We start from the raw sequence: 21,579 nt of genomic DNA on the forward strand, positions 1-21,579 counted from the left end.
CCAGCGCGGCGATCGTGAGGGATCGCAGGGGAGCCGAGGGAGCGCCGCGCCGGAGCGGTCGTCCGCGCGGCGCTGTCACGCGGGCCGCGGAGCAGCGCCGTGGAGCGAAGCGTGCGCCGCGCCGGCCGCGCGCTCCTTGGTCATCTGACGGATGCAGTACTGGAGCGCCGCCCGGAGGTTGCCGAGGGTGGTGATGTTGGCCAGATCGAGCCCGAGGCTGACGATGGTCTGGGCGACGTTCGAGCGGATGCCCGCGACGATGCCCTCGGCGCCGAGCAGCCGGATCGCGGCGACGAGATCGAGGAGGTAGCTCGCGGTCTTCGTGTCGACCAGCTCGACGCCGGTGAGATCGAGGATGGCGAAGCGCGAGCCCGTGCGGACGATGGCATCGAGCAGGGTATCCATCACCTCCGCTGTCCTGGCGCTGTCGAGCACGCCGATCATCGGCAGGGTCAGCACGCCGTCCCACACCTGGATGATGGGAGTCGACAGGTCGCGGATGACCCGCTGTTGCCGCTCGATGAGCTCCAGCCTGGACCGGAGCTCCTGCTCGGTGTTCTTTGGCTTGCTGATATCGAGGGTGAAGCCGACGACCGAGAACACCTCGCCCTGCTCGTCGCGCATGGGGACCTCCCAGTTGTCCCAGAACACCCCGTGCGTCAGGGACTCCGAATGGCTCGCTTCGCCCGCGAGCGCCCGCCGCAGCACCTCGCACCCGTGCGGGTTGCTCGCGTAGAGGTCGAACACGTTCTTGCCGATGTGCGCGCCCTGCTGGAGCCCGATGCCCTCGAGCGCCTTGCCCTCGTGGCACGTGAAGATCCCCTCGCGGTCGATGGCCCAGACGATGATCGGGAGCGACTGCGTGATGGCCTGCAGGATCACCTCTCTCTGATGGTGGCGACGAGCCTGCTCGGTCCGCTCCGTCACGTCCTGCCCGAACACGCCGACGCCGATGACCTCTCCGTGCTCGTCGAGGATGCGCTCGTGGCGCCACTCGACGCTCAGCACGGCGCCGTCCTTCCTGGCGTGGCTCCACACCCGGGGGGCCGCCCCGTCCTCCGCGAGGAGCTGCTGCCACCCGTCGGGGCTGCCGGACGCCGGCAGGAGCTCGTCCACGCGCTGGCCGAGCGCCTCCTTCCGCGCGTGGCCGAGCAGGCGCTCGGCCGCGCCGTTCCAGTCCTCGATCGTGAGCTCCTTGCCGTACTGGACGATCGCGACCGGCGCTCGCTCGAAGAGGCGTGCGCGCTTGCCCGCGAGTTTCTCGGCGTCGATTTCGCCCGATGACGTGGTGGCGGCGGTCATGGGGTGGAAATTTACCCTGGGCGTTCGCGCACGTCGAAATAACTGCCATTCGTCTTCGTCGGACCATCCGCAGATCGCCCTGGGTTCGTAAGGACGGATCCACTGTTGCTGTAGCAACACTCCGCGAGCAAGCGCCTGCTGCTCCAGCAGCAGGCCGCCATCTGTTATAGCGGATTTGCGTCTAGGGAGCCGGCTCACGCTTGGTACGGGGCGTGCTCAACGCCAGCGGAACGGTCGAGGATGGCGCTCCACGACCGCGCCTGAATGGGCCTCATCGCGGTGCGACGGTGCGCACCGGATTGCGGGATTTGCGGTCGTTCTATGCTGGATGGGCTTGACTTTCCTAACGCGTTTGGACCTCTTCGTCCCACCCCCGACGGCCGCCATCCCCTCGCTGAGATCGCCTGGCGGAGCCTCGCCGCGCTGCTGCTCGCGCTCGCCTCGCTCGGCTGGTCAGCGCTGAAGTGCTGGCGGAGCGCGGGCGTGGCCGGCAAGGGGGGCTCATCGCCGAGAGCGAGCTCCAGGTGTGGATCGGCTGGCTGGTGAGAACGGCGAGCTCAAGCAGGTGCGGCGGAGCGAGCTGTACACCGACGAGTTCAACCCGTTCTGGAAGGGCGGTCCGTGAAGGGGCCCCACCCTCGTCGAGGTTCGGGAGCAGGAGGAGCCATGAGCAACAAGATCCAGTTCCACAATGTGAGCAAGACATTCGCCGTCAAGGGGCCGGCCGGCGCCAAGGAGAGCGCGCGGTTCACGGCCATCGAGGACCTCAACCTCGACGTGAGGGCCGGCGAGCTGATGGTCCTCGTCGGGCCGAGCGGGTGCGGCAAGTCGACGCTCATCGATCTGCTCGGCGGCCTGTCGAAGCCGAGCAGCGGCAAGCTCCTGCTCGACGGCAAGCCGATCACGGGCCCGGCCCTCGATCGAGGCATCGTGTTCCAGCAGTACGCGCTGTTCCCGTGGCGGACGGCGCGCGAGAACGTCGAGTTCGGGCTCGAGGCCAAGGGCATCCCGGAGAGCCGGCGCAAGGAGATCGCCCAGGATTACCTGGATCTGGTCAGCCTCTCCGGCTTCGAGGATCGGTATCCGCACGAGCTGTCGGGCGGCATGAAGCAGCGGGTGGCCATCGCGAGGAGCCTCGCCTACGACCCGGCGGTGCTGATGATGGACGAGCCGTTCGCGGCGCTGGACGCGCAGACGCGCGAGTCGCTGCAGGCGGAGCTGCTCCGGATCTGGGAGAAGTCGCGCAAGACGATCCTGTTCATCACGCACAGCATCGACGAGGCGGTGTTCCTCGGGCAGCGGGTCGCGATCATGACGTCCCGGCCCGGCCGGGTGAAGCGGGTCATCGATATCCCGGAGGAGATCCGGGGCTATGAGGACGCGCGGTCGACTCCGGAGTTCGGCAGGCTGCGGCACGAGATCTGGACGCTGCTGCGCGAGGAGGTGCTGAAGTCCGAGGAGCAGGAGCGGAGCAAGCGGCAGAAGCGCGCGGCGGAGAGCCGCCCCGTGGCGGGCGTGGTGGCGGTCAATGGCTAGCCTGGAGCAGTCGATTCCGCTGCCCGAGGAGTCACAGCAAGAGCAGCTCGTGGGCGACGCGTCCCGGTGGATCGGCCGCGCCATCGCGCGGTCGGGGATCCTCCTCGCGGTCGCTGCCCTGTGGGAGACGGCGCCGCGGGTGGGCCTCGTGGAGGGGGCGTTCCTTCCGCCGCTCTCCGAGGTGCTGGGGACAGGGTGGCAGCTGCTCCAGAACGGGCAGCTCCTGAGCCACATCAAGGCGAGCCTGTCGCGCTCGCTCGTGGGCTTCACGCTGGCGATCTCGGTGGGCGTGCCGCTCGGGCTCGCGATCGGGTGGTACAAGGGCGTGGCGGACGCGCTCAATCCGCTGCTCGAGGTGCTGCGCAACACGGCGGCGCTCGCGCTCCTGCCCGTGTTCCTGCTGCTGCTCGGGATCGGGGAGTCCTCGAAGATCGCGCTCGTCATCTACTCGTGCACCTGGCCGATCCTGCTCAACACGATCAGCGGGGTGCGCGGGGTCGATCCGCTGCTCATCAAGTCGGCGCGCACGATGGGGCTGTCGCCGCTCCAGCTGTTCCGCAAGGTCATCCTGCCGGCCGCGGTCCCGACGATCTTCGTGGGTATCCGCCTGGCGGGCGCGTACTCGCTGCTCGTCCTCGTCGCGGCGGAGATGATCGGGGCCAAGGCGGGGCTCGGATACCTGATCATCTACGCGCAATACAATTTCCAGATCCCGAGCATGTATGTCGGCATCTTGACCATCACGGCGCTCGGGCTGACATTCAATCACCTGCTCATGCGCGTCGAGCGGCGGTTCACGTCGTGGAAGGTCGCCCCGAAGGAGTGAGCCCAGGCCCGGCGTGGGCGCCGTGACGATCACCGTTCATCGAGGGAGAGGACCATCGTGAATCGAATCATCCTGGACCGGACCGGCCTCGAGGTCAGCGTGCTCGGCCTGGGTGCGGGCGGCGACAGCCGGCTCGGGTCCGGGCGCATCGCGGAGGCCGAGTCGCTCCGGCTCGTCCGTGCGGCCATCGAGCGCGGCGTGAACTTCATCGACACGGCGGAGGCGTACGGGACCGAGGGGCTCATCGGCAAGGCGCTCCGCGAGGTGCCGCGCGACCGCGTGGTGCTCTCGACGAAGAAGACGACGCGCCTCGATGCGCCGCTCCGGCCGGAAGACGTGGTGTCGTCGCTGCATGCGAGCCTCGAGCGGCTCGGCACGGATCACGTCGACGTCTACCATCTGCATGGCGTGCTGCCGGATCAGTACGCCGATCTGCGCGAGCGGATCGTCCCCGTGCTGCTGCGCCTGCGCGAGCAGGGCAAGATCCGCTTCCTCGGCATCACGGAGGCGTTCGCCGCCGATCCGACGCACGCGACGCTCGAGCAGGCGCTCCGCGACGATGTGTGGGACGTCGTGATGGTCGGGTTCAACCTTCTGAACCAGTCGGCGCGAGCGCGGGTGTTCCCGCTGACGCGGGCGAAGGACATCGGGACGCTGATCATGTTCGCGGTCCGGCGCGCGCTGAGCCGGCCCGATCGGCTGCGGGAGCTGCTCGCGGATCTGGCGGCGCGCGGCAAGGTGTCGCCCGAGCTCGGCGACGAGGGGCTGGACCGGCTCCTGGAAGGAGACGAGGCCTCGTCGCTCCCGGGCGCGGCGTACCGCTTCTGCAGGGACGAGCCCGGGGCGCACGTGATCCTGTCGGGGACGAGCAGCGTGGAGCACCTCCTGGAGAACGTGCGCTCGATCGAGGCGCCGCCGCTGTCGGCGCGGGCGCGCGAGCGCCTCATTCAGGCGTTCGCGCAGGTCGACGACGTGTCGGGGCACTGAGGGGCGCGCGCCGGCGGGAGCGCGGCGGAGGGTCACGCGACCGGCGCGGCGAGCCCGGGCGGCGCGGGGGGCGGCGCGACGTCGGCGGCGTCACGCGCGGCGTCGCTCCCGAGGAAGCGCGAGATCCGCTCGCAGAGCCGCGCGCGGAAGGCGTCGTCGGTGGGGGGCGAGTGGCGGCACCCCTCGAGCAGCTCGGTCTCGGCGCGCGGCAGGAGCTCCTTCGCGCGCGTGAGCAGCTTCGCGCCGGGGAAGCTCACGTCGTCGTCGGCGCCGAACACGAGCGCGGGCCGCGTGAACCCGGCGAGGGACGCGGGCGTGGCGAGCGGCGGCGGGCGGAAATCGAGCCGGTAGCCGCGCACGGCGTCGCCGAAGTAGGAGCACCACATGTCGTCGTGCGTGGAGAACAGCCCGGAGACGAGGCGCGCGAGGCGCTCTTCCGAGGGGAAGGCGCGGTAGAGGGCCATCGGGATCGCGATGCGGGTGAGGCCTTGCCACGCCGAGCCCGACACCAGGGCGGCCGGCACGATCAGGACGAGCCGGTCGATGCGGGCGGGCGCGACCTGGGCCATGCGCAGGGCCGCGAAGCCGCCCCAGCTCACGCCGAGGAGGTGGACGCGCGCGAGGCCGAGCGCGTCGAGGACGTCGGTGAGCCACTCGGCGTAGGCGGGTCCGTCGATCGGCAGGCGGACGTCGGCGCTCTTGACGGACTGGCCGATGACGTCGACGACGTGGACGCGGTAGTGCGCGAGGAGCGGGCCGAGCTCGGGCATGAGGTGCGCGGAGCTGGCGAGCGCGCCGTGCAGGCAGACGAGCGGCGGGGCGTTCTCGGGGCCGGCGATGAGGACGTGCGTGGCGCCGAAGCGGGTGGAGACCTCGCGCGATCGGGTCGGGACCGGGAGCTTCTCGTGGAACCTGTCGAACCACGCCGCGATGCGCGCGCGCGCCTCTGGACTGCGGAACATGATGGATGACGTCATCGAGCCCTCCTGACGTTGGCTGCGGGGCGGAGGCCGCAGAGGTGCTGAGCGACGAGCCGATCGAGCAGGGCGATGGGCGACGGGTGCGCGCCCTGGGCCCAGGCGATCAGCGCGAAGTAGTAGAAGGAGAAGAAGGCGACGCCGAAGAGCGCGGGGTCGGCGTCGTCGGCGACCTCCCCCTGCGCGCGGGCGGCGTTGAAGAGCTCGACGACGCGGCCGTGCACGGCGGCGACCTGCTCGGTGAAGCGGGCCTGCCAGGGCGGGTCGGCGAACAGCGCGTCGCGGAGCAGCGTCTTCGAGAGGGCCGGCCGGCGGGCGTAGTACGCGAAGAAGGCGGCCCCGAGCCGGTGGAGCCGCTGCTCGAGGGAGCCGGGCTCCTCGTCGCGGATGGCCTCGGCCGCGGTGGCGGCGAGGTCGTCGAACAGCGCGGCGTGGAGCAGGTCGCGCTTGTCGGCGAAGTGGAGGAGGACCGTGCCGGCGGCCACGCCCGCGTCCGCGGCGATGGCGCGGACGTTGGCGGCCTCGAAGCCGTGGCGCTCGAAGTGGTCGCGCGCGGCCTCGAGGATCCGGGCGCGCGTCGCGTCTTTCTGGGCGTCGCGCCGACCGGGTCTTTGAGTGAACGCGTTCACTGAACGAGTTCATTACATGGGACAGAGCAGTGCACAAGGGGAATCGAGCCCGAGCCCGGCACGCAACGGGGTTGAGGGCGTCCCGACCGAGGTTGGGCGACCCAACCGACCGAGGTTGAGGGCGACCGACCGAGGTTGAGGGCGACTCGACCGACCGAGGTTGAGGGCACCCCGACCGAGGTTGAGGGGCCTGAGGGCGACCGACCGAGGTTGAGGGCACCCCGACCGAGGTTGAGGCTGTTCGAGGCTGTTCAAGGTCGAGGGAAGGTCGTCCGACCCAGGTTGAGGGCGACCGAGGGCGACCCAGGTTGAGGGCGACCGAGGGCGACCCAGGTTGAGGGCGCCCGAGGTCGTCCGCAGGCGGTGATCGCCGGTACGGCTCAGCCCGCCGCGGGCGCCTGCTGCGCCTGGGCGCGCGCCCGGAGGCGCTGCTTGGCGGAGGGGCCGCCGGCGTGGCGCACCGAGGCGACGGCGCGATCCATCGCGTCCTGCCAGTAGCGCGCGACGTCCTCGCGCTCGGTGAGGAGGGCGTCGATGGGCCCGTGGTCGGTCTCGATCTCGACCGCGAACCGGTCGCCGCGGGGCAGCACGCGGATGTCGCGGACCTCCCCGGCGGAGATGGCCGCCCCCAGCCGGCCCTCGGGGCGCAGGTCGATCGCGCCGGTGCGGCTCACCCAGGGGGCGACGACGAAGCGGCCCGGGCCGAACGACACGACCGGGGCGGAGCGCGCCGCGTAACGGGACGAGAATCTGGCGACGCCCAGGAAGGCGTAGCCCGCGAGCGAGAGCAGCGCGGCGGCGCTGCCGACGCCGATGGCGATGCCGCTGTCGCCCGCGGAGACGCTCCGCATGACCTGGATCCAGAGCGCGAGCGCGCCGAGCAGCAGCGCGGCCCCGATGAGCGCGTTGCGGGCCGCCGAGCCGCGCGGGCCGTGGCTCGCGTGGTCCCGCAAGACGAGGAGCTCGCCCTCGCTCCGGATCGCGAACCGCGACAGCGCGGCGGCCGGCAGCGCTGGCAGTGGAGTCGGGGCAGGCTCCGGGAGGGACCGCGGCGCGATGGCGCCGGGCGGCTCGGTACCCCGCGCCGTTTCCAGCGGGACGCCCAGCGCGGCCGCGAGCGGCGCCGCCACCGCCTCGACGAGCGCCTCCGCCCGCGCGGCCTCGAGATCCTGCGCCTCGGCGACGAGCAGACGCCGCGCCGCCGTGACGCGCGCAGGCGCGGGCGCGGGCGCGGCGAGAGCGAGCCAGGCGGCGACGTACGTCCGCTCGCGCGCGCACGTGGGTGCGCCGCAGCATGGGCGCCGCTCCGAGATCACCTGGACGCTCACCGCGTCGCGAGGCTCGGCCGTGCCCTCCCCGGCCCCGCCGGCGCCGCCTGCCTCGGGCCGCGCGTGGCGGGCGCCCGCGAGCCTCAGCGGCGCGAGCCGGACGACGCTCGCGCCGCGCTCGATCCGGAGCCACACGGGGTCCCGCGGCGCCGGGCCGAAGCCCGTATCCTGCTCCCGCCGCGGCGCGCCAAGCTCGGGCGCCGCCCGGAGGATCAGCGGCGCGCCGCCGCCCTCCGCCGAGAGGACGCGCGCCGCCCCGGCCGGATCGCCGAGCGGATCGAGGGCGGATACGGAGCTGTCGGCCTCAAGGGAGCGGAGGGCACGCGCGACCTCCGCCTCGAACGCTGCGGTGCTCGGCTCGGGCATGGCGGGACGTTTGCCCCGGCTGCGCTGGGTTGTAAAGCGCACCCGTCCGCGCGACAACGCGGGGGGCGCGCTCTCCTACCCCGCCCGATCGCTGCCGCTCGCGCAGCGTCCGGCGCGGCCGCCGGCACCAGAAGGCCAGCAGCGCGCCGAGCGCCGTCATCGGCAGGGCGCCGGGAGCGATCGGCGGCTGGCCAGCGCCCGAGCAGGAGCAACCGGCGTCGCCCTCGGCCTCGTCCACATTGCCGCTCTTCGGCCTGTCCCCGCTCCCCGACGCCGCGCCGCCCGCTCCGCCCGAGGCCGCCATCGCGCCCGCGCCGGAGCCGCCGCCGCCCGAGCTCGCGGCGCCCGTCCCGGCGATCGGGTAGAGGGCGCAGACCCCTTCGATGTCGTCTTCCTCGAGCGTGCGCGCCGACGTGCCGCCCGGGTAGAACCCCAGCATCGTCGCGCCGCGCACGCTCGTGTGACCCAGGCCGAGGAAGTGCCCTTCTTCGTGCGTGGCGATCGATCGCACATCGATGCAGTCTCCATCGCCCGTGTCGTTCCAGCAGAAGCCGACGTTGTTGAAGATCATGTCGGCCTCGCCGATGACGCCGTCGGCATCCCAGACCGGCATCGTGACGGCGATGACCGAGTCGGCTTGCCCGAGCTCGCCAGGCCAGCCGTCGCTGATCCAGAGGAACACGCTCTTGCCGTCGTCGAAGTCGTAGCCGTCCCCCGTGTCGCCGAGGAGCTCGGCCTCCCACGCCGTGCAACCGGGGCTCGACCAGGCCGCGAAGCCGGCCTCGATGCTGGCGGCGGCGAAGCCGGACAGCGGCCCCGGGATCGTCCCCCCGTTGATGTGATAGCGGGCCGGCAGCTCGCGCCAGCGGGGGACGACATCGAGATCGAGCGGCGCCCACGCGGCGGCCTCGCGGGCCCCCGCGAGCGGCGCCAGCGCGGCGGCGAGCGGGGCGACCAGGCCGAGCGCGGCCCTGAAGCCTCTCTTCATTCCCCCATCATCGGCTCATCGGTCCTGCGGGACCACCTCGAGCTCCTCGGGCGCCGCGCTCCCCTCGAGGGGCAGCGTCACCTCCACCCCCTCGTGCACCGGAAGGGTCGCCGCGACGAGCCAGGAGCGCGGCGCGCTGCCCTCGCCCGCCGCGACCTCGCGCAGCGTCACGCCGCGCGCCGGATTCACGCCGCCGTTGAAGAGGCACGCGCGCAGCCGCCCCTCGACGACCGCGGCCGAGCACGGGATGACATCGGCCGTCGCGCGCCGGATCCGGCCGAGCATCGCCTCCTCCGCGGGTGCGGCGGGCAGGAGCGACACGAGCGCGTCGCGGGCGCGCGGGTCGCGGAGCCAGGCGAGCATCATCGCCGCGTGGATGCGCACCACGCGGTAGCGCGCCCGCGTCAGCTGGAAGAAGGCGTCGGGCGACGCCACGCCGGTCTCGCCGTCGAGCATGCCCGTCACGCCCGGCTCGATCTTCACCTCCGTCCCGGGCGCCTCGACGTGCCACTTCACCGCGCGCCCCGGCCCGAGCGCGCCTTCCCAGAACAGCCCGCGCTCGGTGATGCCGGCGCGCTCGCCGCGGCGATCGCGCCGCGCGAACGTCAGCAGCACGCGGAAGTCGCTGACGGGCGCGCCGCTGTTGTTCACGACCGCGAGCTCGAAGTCGTAACGGCCGCGCGCTGGCCGCGTCGCGCCGCCGTCCCGGCCAGCGTCGCCCGGCTCTGCCCCGGCGTCGCCCTGCTCCCCGGCGGCGTCGCCCTGCCCCGCGCCGGCCTCGCTCTCCGCGTCGTCGTCCGCGCGGTCCCGCCGCAGAATCGGCGCGATCACCCCGGCGCCGTCGTCCGGCCCGGTCGATCCGAGCAGGCTGAGGATCGGCACCCCCGCCCGCCAGAGCGGCGAGTCGGCGCGATCGCAGAGGCAGTGCGGGAACGACGGCTCGGCGCGCTCCCGGACCTCGCTCGCGAGGAGCGCGGCCGTGGCTCCCCGGGTCGCCTGCCCGACGCCGCGCGCCGCCTGCCGCTCGGCCGGCGGCTGATCGCGAGGGGCCGCGAACCGCTGCACGAACGCCATCGTCGCCACGATGCCGATCACCGCGAGCGCCGCGGGCACGAGCACGCGGGCCCGGAGCGGGAGCGCGTCGATCCCCTCCTCGACGCCGCGCCTTGGTTCGCGCCCCGGCCGCTCGCCGAGCGGCGTCGGGCGGGGCGCGAACACGGGCGCAGCCGGCGAGCCGGGGGACAGGGCGGCCGCGAGCCGCTCCGACGCGAAGCCCATGCGGCTCGACATCTCCGCCACGAGCGCGTCGCGCAGGCGGTCCGAGGGCGGCCCTCCCCAGGTCGCGAGCCGCGCGACGAAGCGCAGCGCGAGCCAGGTCGCGAGCGCGACGAGGCACGCGAGCGACGCGGTCCCGAGCGGGCCGCTCGCGAGATAGTCGGGGGACAGGGCGGCCGCGAGCACGCCGAGCGGCGCCGGCGCGATCCAGCTCGCCATGCGGGCGTTGAGGCGCGCGCGGTAGGCGCTCTCCATCGCCTCCATCGCCGCCGGCGAGGTCACGCCGGGCACGCCGGGCAGATCGCCCTCGAAGCGCGCGAGGACGAAGCAGTTGTGCGGCGAGCACGCGGACGGATCGAGCGCCACGCAGAGCGCCTTGCCGCGCCGGAAGAGGCCGCGGATCGCGGTGTAGGGCACCCCGAAGCGGACCGGCGCCGCCACGGCGCCCAGGGCGAACCCCTCGGCGTAGCCGGCGACCCGGACCAGCTCGACCTCGAGCTCCGCCTCGGCGCAGGTGAAGCGCACCGCGCCAACGGCATTGGCGCCCCCCTCGGCGATCGCCAGGGCAGCGACGGAGAACGCGCGAGCCAAGGTGGCCGCACCCTAACCGCGCGGGCCGGAGCGCTGCAACGGAAACCCGGACGGCCGGGAGGCCCCGTGCGCGTCGGGTGACCGTTGATCGCCCCGCGCTAGGTGCGTAAGACGTGGCGCCATGAAGCCCCTCCAAATCGTCATCGCCATCTCCTGCGCTGTCCTCCTCGGCCCGGTCGCGGGCTGCGAGGAGAAGGTCCCCGAGCCGGATCTGCCGCCGGGCAGCGCCGTGCCGGTGGTGAAGCCCGCCGAGCCGGAGCCCGCCGATCTCATCAAGGAAGACACCGTCGTGGGCACCGGCCCGGAGGCGAAGGACGGCGACAAAGTCCGCGTCCACTACACGGGGCGCCTGCTGAAGAACAACGCCGAGTTCGACTCCTCCGTCGGCCGCGAGCCGTTCGAGTTCACGCTCGGCGCGTCGGAGGTCATCAAGGGCTGGGACCAGGGCGTGGCCGGGATGAAGGTGGGCGGCAAGCGCAAGCTCACGATCCCCTCCCGCCTTGGCTACGGCGACGCGGGCAGCCCGCCGAAGATCCCGGCCAAGGCGACGCTGGTCTTCGACATCGAGCTGCTCGGCGTCGGCGACGCGGCGAAGGACGCGGCCGGGGACGACAAGGCCGGGAAGACCACGGCCGACAAGGCGGCCAAGCCCGCGGGCGACAAGGCGGCCAAGGGCGACAAGCCCGCCGCGCCGGCCGAGAAGAAGGAGGCGCCCAAGGAGGCGAAGTGAGCCGCGGGCCCCGCGCTCAGACGACGCGCGCGAGCGCCTTGAGGAAGATCTCGTAGGCCTCGAGCGGGTACTCACCCATGTGGAAGATCCGGAACAGCCGGTCCGAGAGCTTCCCCTGGGCGGCGTAGATCTCGAACACGTGCCCATCGACCGGCTCGCTGGCGAGCCGGCTCGCCATCTCGTCGTAGGTCCGCCCGGCCGGGATGTGCAGCGCCGTCCCGATCGACTGGAGCGGCATGTTCTCCCAGCGCGCGATCGTCAGCCCGAGGCGCTCGTAGCCGGGGCGCAGGATCGCGCAGCGCGCCTGGTACACGGCGTGACGCCCGGCGACGCCGCCGGTAGCGGCGAGGTGATCGAGCGCCGCGATCACCTGGCAGAGGCTCATCGGATCGATCGTGTAGGGGTGCGCGCCGCCCTGCTGGGCGCGCCAGGTCTTGTGGAGCTCCAGGCTCGGGACGCGGGCGGGGATCCGCTCCATCTCGGCGAGCAGGTCCTTCCGGACCAGCGCCACCGTCAGGTTCGGGTGGCTGTGCAGGCCCTTGTTGCACGAGCCCATGACGGCGGCGATGCCTGAGCCCTCGAGGGCCAGCGGCTCGACGAAGAGCGCGCTGATGCCGTCGACGAGGAGCTTCTTGCCGTACTTCCGGGCAAGCGCGCCCACCTCGGGCAAGGGGTTCAACGTGCACGTCGACGTGCCCCCGTAGACCATGGCCACCGCGTCGACCTCGTCCGCCGCCAGGGTGGCCTCGATCTTCGCGAGGTCCGGCCTCTCGCCGTAGGGCAGGCACATGTCGACAACCGGCTGGCCGAGCGTGGCGGCGTACTCGAAGATCCGGTCGCCGTAGGCGCCGTTCCGGACGACGAGGAGCCGCTCGTCGCGCCGCAAGCAGGAGCCGAGCACGGCGGCCATGGAGGTCGATCCCGAGCCCGTGAGGAGGATGGCCTCGTAGCTGGGCGCGCCGAGGGCCTCGACGATGCCGTGCCGTGCCCGGTCGAGCAGCGGCCGGAGCCGGGGGCCACGCGGGACGATCGGGCTCTCCCCGTAGGTGCGGGAGACCTGGTTCACCGCGTCCGGCAGGTGGAAGACCGCGGGCGTGAGCGAGACGACGCGTGGCGTTTCGGCGGCGATCATGCCGCGAGATCTAGCCCGGAACGCGCGCGGGACGCAGCGGAGATTGCGCTACGCCCAGCGGAGCTGGCGCAGATCGTCCCAGACATCGCGCGCGGAGTGGTAGCGGTAGGCGTCGCGGCGGCGCAGCAGCTTGGCGATCACCTGGCTGAGCGGCGTGCCGAGCGCCTCTGCCTTCTGCCGGGGGGTGCCCTCGGCGATCTGCCGCGTGATCTCCTCGTAGGCGACGTTCACGTCGATGGCCGGTTGCCCGGTGTGCATCTGGTACATGAGCAGGCCGAGCTGGTAGAGGTCGCTCTGCGTCGTCGTGTAGCCCGCCGTCACGAGCTCTGGCACGAGGATCTTCGGGTTCGCGACCTGCGGGCGGAACCAGCGGGTGACGCCGTCGAGCTGGTGCGCCACGCCGAAGTCGGTGAGCTTGACGAGCGGCCTGTGGTCGAGCTGCGAGATGAGCACGTTGCCCGCGTGCAGGTCGGCGTGCACGACGCCGTTGTCGTGCAGGTACTGCAGCGTCATCAGCAGCTGGCGCGCGAGCTCCAGGAGCAGCGGCGGCTGGAACGGGGCGCCGAGCAGCGCCCGGAGGCTCGTGTCGCACCGCTCGAGCGCCAGGTAGAACAGGTAATTCACCTCGAACGCGTCGTGGATGTAGACGATGTTCGGGTGGCGGAAGCTCTCCAGGCGGAGCATCTCGCGCGACCACTCTTCCTTGACGACCTGGTAGGGCTTGTTCGCCGGCCGCAGCATCTTCAGGGCGTACACCTGATCGAACGGCCCGCTGCACTCGTACACCGAGCCATACTGCCCGTCGCCGATGAGCGCCCCGATCACGTACGTCCCCCGGGTGGAGGTCAGCGCTGAGCCCGGCACCGGAAACGGGATCAGGAAACTGCCAGTGGAGGACCAGGTCACGGCGAGGCCATCGTAACCGAAAACGCCGGCGCCCGTTCACCCCGCCGCGCGCGGCCCGCGTTCGCGGCGCAGGGGGCGCCCCTGTCCCCCCGCACGCGGCGCGCCGAGGGCGGCCGGCCGCTCATGAAGCGGCGAGCTTCCGCACGATCTCCGCGGCCTCGGCCTGATCGAGCTCGAGCGCCGCGGCGACGTCGAGCAAGAGCTCGCGCTCGCTGCTCCTGACGATCCCGTCGGCGACCACGACCTGAGCGGCCAGGAAGAAGGCGACCTTCCGGGCCTGCGGGCTGGCCAGCCGTTCCTTGAGCGACGCGAGCCGGGCCGCGCGGCCCTCCTTGTGGAGCTGCTCCACCACGGTCTGGAGGAGCGTGTCCATGGTGCTCTGCGGGATCCGTCGATCCGTGAGCGACTCTACGCTCCGGGCGAAATGGATCTTCTCCTCCGGGCTGAACTCGCCGTCGGCGAACGCCGCGAGGAACATCAGCTCGACGAGCGCCTCGAGGTTCGGTTCATCAAGCGTTTGCAGCGGAGGAGGGCTCATCTGGGGCATCGGCTCCGTGTACACCGAGGCCCGGCGCGGGACCAGCCCTGGAGCGCCCCCCTTACCCCGCGCGCCCGGGGCAAACGTGCGCGCCCGGGGCAAACGCGGCGGGGTTGAATGTGCCCGAGGGGCGGCATTGGGAGAGCGCTCCCTGTGTGTCATGAGTTCGAGCATGCACGTGCGCGAACTCGCCCAGTCGCTCCTCGGCGCGCTCTTCCTCTGCGGCTGCAGCAGCGCGACCGCGGCGCGGCGCCCTGCCGATCCGGGCCGACCTGCCCCCGAGGGGCGCGCGGCGACGCCGCGAGCCGCGGCGAGCGCCGAGGCGGCCCCGCCGCCGCTGCGGCTGCCCTGTGAGGCGGACGATCTCGTCGGCTGTACGAACGGCTGCGCCGACCACCAGATCGAGGACTGCGTGACGCTGGGATCGATGTACCTGGGCGGAGCGATCGTCTCGATCGACGTGGAGCGAGCGATGACGCTGTTCGAGAAGGCGTGCGCGGAGGGGAGCGCGCGCGGCTGCTTGCGGCTCGGCGACGCCTACCACGATCGGCTCGCGCGCGCGGACGGCGCCGGCGGGGCGAGCGAGGCGGACGAGGCGGCGCTCTACTGGCACGCGCGCGCATGCCACGCGGGCGCGAACCTCGGATGCCTCGCGGCAGGCAGGGCCTACCTCCACGGCCAGGGCGCGAGCGCCGATCCCGGGCGCGCGGCCGCGCTGTTCCAGCGCGTCTGCGAGCGCGGGAACGCCCCCGCCTGCGTCGAGCTCGGACATCTGCACGCGGAGGGCGAGGGCGTGAAGCGCGACGACCGGAAGGCGGTCGAGCTGTTCACGAAGGCGTGCAAGCTGGGCCTCGACGAGGGGTGCCTGCGGGCGAGCCGGTCCGGCGACGTCCTCCCGCCGCGCGACTGACGCGCCCTCGACCGCCGCTCTTCGCCGTCAGTCGGTCCGGCGGCGCTGGGCGATGTCCAGCGCCGCCGTGATCATCGCGGTGAGCTGTGTGTCCGACACGTTCTCGGAGGGGAGCACCACGAGCTCGGCGCCGATGCGCCGCGACAGCTCCATGAACCCTTCCGGATCGAACGCCCGCACGTCCTGCGTCATCACGATGGCCAGCGGGTTCAGCCATGCCGCGCTGCCGCGCAGCGACACGAGATCGCACGCGAGCAGGTCGGCGCCTTCGACGAAGACCAGCCGCCGGCAACGCTCCGCGAGCTGCTCGCTGGCGCTCACGATGAGCACCACCGAGGCCGATGCCGTCCGCTTGCTGCGCCCCGCTGGGCGCGTCGGTAGTTCTCGCGTGCTCATGAAGCCCAGGTCAGCGAGCGAGCAGCGGGCGCCCGTACGGGACGGGCCCGGCGCCCGGCGCCCGAGCCCGCGCCTCGTCGGCGAGGGCGAGATCCATGACGAAGGAGCCGAACGGCAACCGGAAATCCCGGTCGTTCGGTCTGGTCGCGTAGAAGGCGAGCAGCGAGAGCACGCTCCCGATCTGCGCCGCGGCTGGATCGCCCTCGCACGCGTTGAAGCGGTCGGCGAGCGTGCACAGCTGCCGGAAGAGCGGACCGCCCGGGTGCGGGCCGGCGCTGCACATGGCGAACGTGCCGCTGCCTCGATATCCGAGCTTCCGGCGCTTCCTGGCGGGGGTACGGGACGGAGGTACCATCGTCATGATTGCTGCCCAAGTCGCCTGTGAGGGGTGAATCGCCCCACGCCGGGGCTGACCTGCCGCGGGACGCTCTCCAACCAGTAATAGAGCAGCCCGAAGAGAGTCAATCGGAGAGGACGCCGCGGGCCGGGCAAGCGTGAAATTCTGCGGAATGGTCACCCGTCCGGGCAGCGCGTGGGTATACGTCATCGCATGAAGGCAGTCGTGCTTGCCGGCGGCAAAGGCTCCCGGCTCCGCCCCTACACCGCCCTTATACCGAAGCCGCTCATGCCGATCGGGGATCACACGATCGTCGAGATCCTCCTCCGGCAGCTGGCGCGAGCGGGGGTCACCGACGTCGTGATGTGCGTCGGCCATCAGGCCGCGCTCATCGAGGCGGTCGTCGGCGAGGGGAGCCGATACGGGCTGCGCATCGCCTACCAGCGCGAGGACACGCCGCTCGGGACCGTGGGTCCGCTCCGGGTCATCGAGCGGGACCTGCCGGAGCGCTTCCTCGTGATGAACGGCGACATCCTCAGCGATCTCGACTTCACCGCGCTCCACCGGACGGGCGAGTCGACCGGATCGCCGCTCACCGTCGCCGTCTGCGAGCGCGCCTCGAAGATCGACCTGGGGGTGCTCGACCTCGGCGCCGACGGGCGCGTCGTCAGCTTCCGCGAGAAGCCGACGTACACGTTCTGGGTCAGCATGGGCATCTACGCGATGAGCCGCGGCGTGCTGCGCTTCATCCCCGAGGGTCGGCCGTTCGGGTTCGACGACCTGATGCACGCGTTGCTCGGCGCCGGCGAGCCGGTGGCCACCTTCCCCTTCCGGGGCCACTGGCTCGACATCGGAAGGAGCGACGACTTCGCCGAAGCGCAGGACGAGTTCGAGAAGAACCGGCAGCGGTACCTACCGGAGTGACGCGGCGAGCGCCTCGCACACGGCGTCGACGTCGGCGTCGGCCATGCGCGGGTGGAGCGGCAGCGTGAGCTCGCGGCCCGCGATCGCGTCCGTCCGCGAGAGCCCCTCCTTGCGCACCCGGTCGGAGGCGCCGTGGTGCGAGAAGCGGTGGATCGGCGTGTAGTGCACGCTCGTCTGGACCCCGCGCGCCTTCATGGCCTCCATCACGGCCTCGCGCGAGGTGCCCTCGGGCAGGAGCACCGGCATGAGGTGGTGCGCGCTCTCCCCCAGCCCGCGCGCGTAGAAGTCGCGGTACGGCAGCCCGAGGCCCCGCACCCCGGCGAGGCGTTCGTGGTAGCGCGCCGCGAGCGCGCGCCGACGCGCGTTGCCCGCCGCGAGCCGGCCGAGCTGCACGAGGCCGATGGCGCTGCGGATCTCGTCGATGCGGTAGTTCATGCCCGCGTCCACGACGTCATAGGTGAACGCGTGCCCCTTGTGCCGATCGAGGGTGAGCGTCGTCATCCCGTGCGCGCGGAGGAGCCGCATGCGCGCGTGGAGCTCGTCGTCCCTCGCGATCACGGCGCCCCCCTCGCCGACCGCGAGGTTCTTGTTCGAGAAGAAGCTCAGGCAGCCCACGTCCCCCAGCGTCCCGAGCGCCCTGCCCCGGTAGCTCGCGAGCGGCGCGTGCGCCGCGTCCTCGACCACCGCGAGCCCCCGCTCGGCCGCGATCGCGCAGATCGCGTCCATGTCGCAAGGGTAGCCGGCGTAATGGACGACCGCGATCGCCCGCGTCCTCGGGGTGATCTTGCGGACGATGTCGGCGGGATCGACGCTGAGGTCGTCGCCGCCGACGATGTCGGCGAGCACCACGTTGGCCCCGCACAGGAGCGCGGCGTTGGCGGTCGCCACGAACGTGAGGCTCGGGCAGATCACCTCGTCGCCGGGGCCCACGGAGAGCGCGGTGTACGCGAGGTGCAGCGCGGCGGTGCAGTTCGTCACGGCGAGCACCCTCGGGGTGCCGAGCGCCTCGCCGAGCTCCCGCTCGAACTGCGCCGTCCGCTCTCCCATCGTCAACCAGCCCGACGCGACGACCTGCCGCGCGGCCTCGGCTTCTTCAGGCCCGAACGAGAGATCGCTGAGAGGTATCTTCCACATGGCCTTCCATCCATCCAGCCGGCGCCTCGCGGAGAGGGCGCGCGAGGCGCTGACCCACGGCCGCGCGGCGGCGCGCGTCAGATCGCGTACTCGCGCGGCCGGTAATCGGTGAGGTGACGCTCGACATAGGCGTACGTCCGCGCGAGCCCCTCCTCGAGCGGCACGCGGGGCGCGTAGCCGACGAGCTCCGCGGCGCGACGGAAATCGGCGAGCAGCACCATGACCTCGCTCGCGTCGGGGCGCACCCGGGCCTCGTCCGTCACGAGCTCCGCGCGCTTGCCCGTCACCTCGAAGATGAGGCGGACCAGATCGCCGATGGAGATGGCGCGCCCGCTCCCGACGTTGAGCGTCTGCCCCACGGCCCGCGCGCTCGATCCGACGAGGAGGAAGCCGGCGACGGTGTCGGCCACGAAGTTGAGGTCCCGCACCGGCGCGGTGCTGCCGATGCGGAGCGCGGCGCTGCCGGCGGCGAGCTGCTGCATCACGCTCGGGATGATCGCGCGCGACGACTGCCGCGGGCCGTAGGTGTTGAACGGCCGGATGGTCGCCACCTCGAGGCCGAACGAGAGGTGATAGCTCTCGGCGAGCTTGTCGGCGCCGATCTTCGTGGCCGAGTACGGGGACTGGCCGGTCAGGGGGTGCGCCTCGTCGATCGGCGTGTAGCGCGCGGTGCCGTAGGTCTCGCTCGTCGACGTGTGGACGACGCGCGCGCCGTGCTCGCGCGCCGCCTCGAGGACGTTCAGCGTGCCCTGCACGTTGGTCGCCACGTACTGCTGCGGGGCCACGTACGAGTACGGGATCCCGATCAGGGCCGCGAGGTGGAACACGACGTCGGCGCCGCGCACGAGCGACCGGACCGCGCCCGCGTCCTCCACGTTGCCGGGGACGACCTCGACCTCCGCGAGGACGTCCTCGGGGAGCCGGTCGAGGTGCCCGCGCCGCGAGCCCGACGTGTACCGGACGAGCGCCCTCACGCGCGCGCCCTCCCGGACCAGCGCCTCGACGAGGTGGCTGCCGATGAACCCGCCGGCGCCGGTCACCACGACGCGCTTGCCGCGATAGAAGCCTTCGCTCACGGCCGCGTCCGTGGCCCCTGCGGGTTCGCGCGTCAAGCGCGTACCGAGGCGGCGCGCCCGTTTGCGCCCGGCAGCGCACTCCCGCGCGCGGCGCTGGCGCGGCGCGCGCCGCGCTCAGGCAGCGCCGCCGCGCAGCGGTCCGCGGGGCTCGCTGGCGGACGGCGTGGCGGGGATCACTGGATCTGGATCTGGTCGGTGGGCGTGTTGCCCGCCCCCTCCGGCGTGCCGATCTCGCGGTGCACGCAGAGCCCCTGCTTGCAGTAGGAGTCCGGCGGGGCCTTGCAGTCCACCTTGGGCTCCTCGCACTTGCCCGTCTTGTAGCTCTCCGAGAGGGGCTTGATCTTGTCGAAGGTCGCGTTGCTGATGGGCTTCGCACAGCCCGGCCACTCGCTCTGACGGCAGTCGGCGTCCGTGTTGCAGTGCTGCGCCTTGTTCACCATCTCGAAGGCGTCGCCGCGGACTTTGTCGCACTCCTTGGGATCCATCTTGCTCTCGCAACCGGCGACCAGCGCGAGCAGGAGGAAGCTCGCGGTGATGCGGAGCGAGGTCCGAGGTCGGAAGGAGGCCGATCCAGGCCGCCCGCGTCGACGAGCACACGTGATCATTCAGATTCTCCCGGTCAAGGCCGCCCTTCCGCGCCGGAGGGGCAGCGGCCTGCGCCGGGCCCTTCGTATCACGGCTGGATCCGGGCGCGCAGCTGGCGTAGCCCGTCGGCATGGAACGTCCTCGAGAAGGCTCCGGGATCAGCGGCTCCCCGCACGGCGGATCCGGCATCCGTGTTCGCAGCTCCCTCCGGGTGCTCAGCCTGAACATCTGGAACCGCCACGACCCGTGGGAGGCGCGCCTCGAGCTCATCCGGGAGGGTCTCCGCGAGCTCGATCCCGACGTGGTCGGCCTCCAGGAAGTGCTGTCGTACGAGGGTCGATCGCTGGCCGACGGCATTGCGGACGGGCTCGGCTACGAGGTCGCGTTCGGCGCCGCGCACGACCTCGGCGGCGGCGTGCTCTTCGGCAACGCGGTGCTGTCGCGCTGGCCGATCGCGCGGAGCCAGGCGTTCCCCCTGCCCACGGGTGAGACCGACGAGAAGCGCTCGATCCTGCTCGCCGAGCTCGGGTCGCCCCACGGCGCGATCCCGTTCTTCGTCACCCACCTCAACTGGAAGTTCCACCACGGCGCCGTGCGCGAGGCGCAGGTCGCGGCCGTGGCCGACATCGTCATGCGCGAGGCGCCCATGGAGGGCCTGCCGCCCATCGTCGTCGGCGACTTCAACGCGCAGCCCGAAGCCACGGAGATCCGGTTCATGAAGGGGCTGCACGCCCTGAACCAGAAGAGCGTTTACTTCGCCGACACCTTCGACCAGACGGGCAAGGGCCCCGGATTCACCTTCGATCCCGTGCGGAACCCGTTCGCGGCCATCACGAACGAGTACCCGCGCCGCATCGATTACGTCTTCGTCCGCGGCCCGGACGCGCAGGGGCGAGGCAAGCCGCTCTCGTCGAGGGTCGTCTTCGAGGAGATCCGCAACGGCGTCGCCGCTTCGGATCATTACGGGGTTCTCTCGGAGATCTCGATGTAAAGCGGGGCCGGCGCCCCTGGAGGGGCGTGCGCTCCGGCACGTTGCCCGGGGATGCCCTGTTCACGTGTACACTGGCGGCATGTCGTCCCCTCGAGCACCGGGCGACGGACCGCCGAGTCCGCCCGACGCGCCTGGTGAGAGCTCGGCTCCTCCGCCTGCTGGCGTCCGCGTCGGTCCGGTCGTGCCCGACGCCCTGTCGCTCATCGGCGGCACGCCGCTCGTCCGCCTTGCCCGGGTCTCGCCCGAGGGCGGAGGCGTCGTCTACGGCAAGCTCGAGTCGATGAACCCGGGCGGCAGCGTCAAGGACAGGGCGGCGCTCGGCATGGTGCTCTGCGCCGAGCGCGAAGGGATCCTCAGGAGAGGGTCGACCATCGTCGAGGCGACGAGCGGCAACACGGGGATCAGCCTCGCGATGATCGCCGCCGTACGCGGCTACCGCTGCGTGGTGGTCATGCCCGAGGACATGAGCGTCGAGCGCCGGCACGTCCTCCGCGCGTACGGCGCCGAGATCGTCCTCACGCCCGAGGGCCAGGGCATGGCCGGCGCGGTCGCCCGCGCGATCGAGATCTGCGAGGCGACCCCCGGCGGGTGGATGAGCCAGCAGTTCCAGAACCCGGCGAACCCCGGCGCCCACGCGCGCGCCACCGGCCTCGAGATCCTCGCGCAGACCGGCGGCGACGTCGCGGCCTTCGTCGTCGGCGTGGGCACCGGCGGCACGCTGACCGGCTGCGGGCGCGTGCTCCGGGATCAGCTCGGCGGCGCGGTCCGCATCTGCGCCGTCGAGCCGACGAAGAGCGCCGTGCTCTCCGGGCGAGGCCCCGGCCCCCACGGCATCCAGGGCCTCGGCCCCGGCTTCGTCCCGGCGATCCTCGAGCGGTCGCTCATCGACGAGATCCTCACGGTGACCGAAGCGGGCGCCTCGCGCATGGCGCGGCGGCTCGCCCGCGAGGAGGGGCTCCTCGTCGGGCCGAGCTCCGGCGCCAACGTCCACGCGGCCGTGGAGATCGCGCGCAGGGTGCGCGGGACGATCGTGACCGTGCTGCCCGACTCGGGAGAGCGCTACCTGCTCTGAGCCACGTCCGGCGGCGGCGAGCGCAGCGCGCGCCGTCCGCCGG

General features: G+C 72.3%; 22 protein-coding genes. 8 read left to right on the plus strand and 14 right to left on the minus strand.

Annotated elements, in window-relative coordinates; genetic code table 11:
- Positions 1-75: 75 nt before the first annotated feature.
- Positions 76-1,302 (minus strand): PAS domain S-box protein, encoded by a 1,227-nt coding sequence (locus tag WMF39_RS25990; RefSeq protein WP_437739172.1) that lies wholly within the window; start codon positions 1,300-1,302, stop codon positions 76-78.
- Between the two features lie 666 nt (positions 1,303-1,968).
- On the opposite strand from WMF39_RS25990, the gene WMF39_RS25995 reads away from it, so the two are divergent.
- Genes WMF39_RS25995 through WMF39_RS26005 form a run of 3 tightly spaced genes read left to right on the plus strand, consistent with a single transcriptional unit; the run spans position 1,969 to position 4,651 of the window.
- Entirely contained in the window at positions 1,969-2,838 is an 870-nt protein-coding gene (locus tag WMF39_RS25995; protein ID WP_437739173.1) for an ABC transporter ATP-binding protein, read from the plus strand.
- Positions 2,831-3,664 carry an ABC transporter permease gene (locus WMF39_RS26000; RefSeq protein ID WP_437739174.1) on the plus strand — a complete coding sequence of 278 codons (834 nt, stop codon included), beginning with the start codon at positions 2,831-2,833 and terminating at the stop codon, positions 3,662-3,664. Before WMF39_RS25995 ends, WMF39_RS26000 begins: the two co-directional genes overlap by 8 nt.
- Positions 3,665-3,721: 57 nt before the next feature.
- Complete coding sequence (locus WMF39_RS26005; RefSeq protein WP_437739175.1) at positions 3,722-4,651, plus strand: aldo/keto reductase; 930 nt, start codon at positions 3,722-3,724, stop codon at positions 4,649-4,651.
- A gap of 32 nt (positions 4,652-4,683) precedes the next feature.
- Here the strand turns inward: WMF39_RS26005 and WMF39_RS26010 are convergent, their stop codons facing one another.
- From WMF39_RS26010 to WMF39_RS26030, 5 genes are all read right to left on the minus strand, one after another.
- Positions 4,684-5,628, minus strand: coding sequence for an alpha/beta fold hydrolase (locus tag WMF39_RS26010; RefSeq protein WP_437739176.1), 945 nt, complete (start codon positions 5,626-5,628; stop codon positions 4,684-4,686).
- Positions 5,625-6,257, minus strand: coding sequence for a TetR/AcrR family transcriptional regulator (locus tag WMF39_RS26015; protein ID WP_437739177.1), 633 nt, complete (start codon positions 6,255-6,257; stop codon positions 5,625-5,627). Before WMF39_RS26015 ends, WMF39_RS26010 begins: the two co-directional genes overlap by 4 nt.
- A gap of 380 nt (positions 6,258-6,637) precedes the next feature.
- Positions 6,638-7,951, minus strand: a complete 1,314-nt coding sequence (locus tag WMF39_RS26020; protein ID WP_437739178.1) for a hypothetical protein — start codon at positions 7,949-7,951, stop codon at positions 6,638-6,640.
- Positions 7,890-8,939, minus strand: coding sequence for a matrixin family metalloprotease (locus WMF39_RS26025; protein ID WP_437739179.1), 1,050 nt, complete (start codon positions 8,937-8,939; stop codon positions 7,890-7,892). Before WMF39_RS26025 ends, WMF39_RS26020 begins: the two co-directional genes overlap by 62 nt.
- A gap of 15 nt (positions 8,940-8,954) precedes the next feature.
- On the minus strand, positions 8,955-10,805 hold the full coding sequence (locus WMF39_RS26030) for a hypothetical protein (protein WP_437739180.1): 1,851 nt from the start codon (positions 10,803-10,805) through the stop codon (positions 8,955-8,957).
- 121 nt (positions 10,806-10,926) lie between these two features.
- On the opposite strand from WMF39_RS26030, the gene WMF39_RS26035 reads away from it, so the two are divergent.
- Complete coding sequence (locus WMF39_RS26035; protein ID WP_437739181.1) at positions 10,927-11,535, plus strand: FKBP-type peptidyl-prolyl cis-trans isomerase; 609 nt, start codon at positions 10,927-10,929, stop codon at positions 11,533-11,535.
- Positions 11,536-11,551: 16 nt separating this feature from the next.
- Here WMF39_RS26035 and WMF39_RS26040 read toward each other — a convergent pair whose 3' ends face one another.
- From WMF39_RS26040 to WMF39_RS26050, 3 genes are all read right to left on the minus strand, one after another.
- Positions 11,552-12,667: a pyridoxal-phosphate-dependent aminotransferase family protein gene (locus tag WMF39_RS26040; RefSeq protein ID WP_437739182.1), complete on the minus strand. Its 1,116-nt coding sequence runs from the start codon at positions 12,665-12,667 to the stop codon at positions 11,552-11,554.
- A 48-nt stretch (positions 12,668-12,715) separates the two neighbouring features.
- Positions 12,716-13,573, minus strand: coding sequence for a serine/threonine protein kinase (locus WMF39_RS26045; protein WP_012237410.1), 858 nt, complete (start codon positions 13,571-13,573; stop codon positions 12,716-12,718).
- Between the two features lie 121 nt (positions 13,574-13,694).
- Positions 13,695-14,120 (minus strand): tellurite resistance TerB family protein, encoded by a 426-nt coding sequence (locus tag WMF39_RS26050; protein ID WP_157906884.1) that lies wholly within the window; start codon positions 14,118-14,120, stop codon positions 13,695-13,697.
- A 163-nt stretch (positions 14,121-14,283) separates the two neighbouring features.
- On the opposite strand from WMF39_RS26050, the gene WMF39_RS26055 reads away from it, so the two are divergent.
- Positions 14,284-15,021: a tetratricopeptide repeat protein gene (locus WMF39_RS26055; RefSeq protein WP_437739183.1), complete on the plus strand. Its 738-nt coding sequence runs from the start codon at positions 14,284-14,286 to the stop codon at positions 15,019-15,021.
- A gap of 27 nt (positions 15,022-15,048) precedes the next feature.
- Here the strand turns inward: WMF39_RS26055 and WMF39_RS26060 are convergent, their stop codons facing one another.
- Together WMF39_RS26060 and WMF39_RS26065 are read right to left on the minus strand one after the other, a co-directional pair.
- Positions 15,049-15,417 carry a hypothetical protein gene (locus tag WMF39_RS26060; protein WP_437739184.1) on the minus strand — a complete coding sequence of 123 codons (369 nt, stop codon included), beginning with the start codon at positions 15,415-15,417 and terminating at the stop codon, positions 15,049-15,051.
- 10 nt (positions 15,418-15,427) lie between these two features.
- On the minus strand, positions 15,428-15,778 hold the full coding sequence (locus WMF39_RS26065; protein WP_437739185.1) for a hypothetical protein: 351 nt from the start codon (positions 15,776-15,778) through the stop codon (positions 15,428-15,430).
- 189 nt (positions 15,779-15,967) lie between these two features.
- Between WMF39_RS26065 and WMF39_RS26070 the strand changes: the two genes are divergently transcribed.
- A complete protein-coding gene (locus tag WMF39_RS26070) occupies positions 15,968-16,678 on the plus strand; it encodes a nucleotidyltransferase family protein (RefSeq protein WP_437739186.1) in 711 nt (236 codons plus the stop codon).
- On the opposite strand, the gene WMF39_RS26075 is transcribed toward WMF39_RS26070, so the two are convergent.
- The 3 genes from WMF39_RS26075 to WMF39_RS26085 form a co-directional block, all read right to left on the minus strand.
- On the minus strand, positions 16,667-17,812 hold the full coding sequence (locus WMF39_RS26075; protein WP_437739187.1) for a DegT/DnrJ/EryC1/StrS family aminotransferase: 1,146 nt from the start codon (positions 17,810-17,812) through the stop codon (positions 16,667-16,669). The genes WMF39_RS26070 and WMF39_RS26075 overlap by 12 nt on opposite strands.
- A gap of 77 nt (positions 17,813-17,889) precedes the next feature.
- Positions 17,890-18,888 carry an SDR family NAD(P)-dependent oxidoreductase gene (locus WMF39_RS26080; protein ID WP_437739188.1) on the minus strand — a complete coding sequence of 333 codons (999 nt, stop codon included), beginning with the start codon at positions 18,886-18,888 and terminating at the stop codon, positions 17,890-17,892.
- A 173-nt stretch (positions 18,889-19,061) separates the two neighbouring features.
- The gene (locus WMF39_RS26085) at positions 19,062-19,493 is read right to left on the minus strand and encodes a hypothetical protein (protein WP_437739189.1); all 432 of its coding nucleotides are present in this window, start codon (positions 19,491-19,493) and stop codon (positions 19,062-19,064) included.
- A gap of 110 nt (positions 19,494-19,603) precedes the next feature.
- On the opposite strand from WMF39_RS26085, the gene WMF39_RS26090 reads away from it, so the two are divergent.
- Both WMF39_RS26090 and cysK read left to right on the plus strand, forming a co-directional pair.
- Entirely contained in the window at positions 19,604-20,464 is an 861-nt protein-coding gene (locus WMF39_RS26090) for an endonuclease/exonuclease/phosphatase family protein (RefSeq protein WP_437739190.1), read from the plus strand.
- Positions 20,465-20,645: 181 nt separating this feature from the next.
- Positions 20,646-21,536, plus strand: coding sequence for a cysteine synthase A (cysK, locus tag WMF39_RS26095; protein WP_437748031.1), 891 nt, complete (start codon positions 20,646-20,648; stop codon positions 21,534-21,536).
- The last annotated feature ends 43 nt before the right edge of the window (positions 21,537-21,579 follow it).

It is taken from the genome of Sorangium sp. So ce1504, from assembly GCF_051521635.1.
GTDB classification, from domain to species: domain Bacteria; phylum Myxococcota_A; class Polyangia; order Polyangiales; family Polyangiaceae; genus Sorangium; species Sorangium cellulosum_B.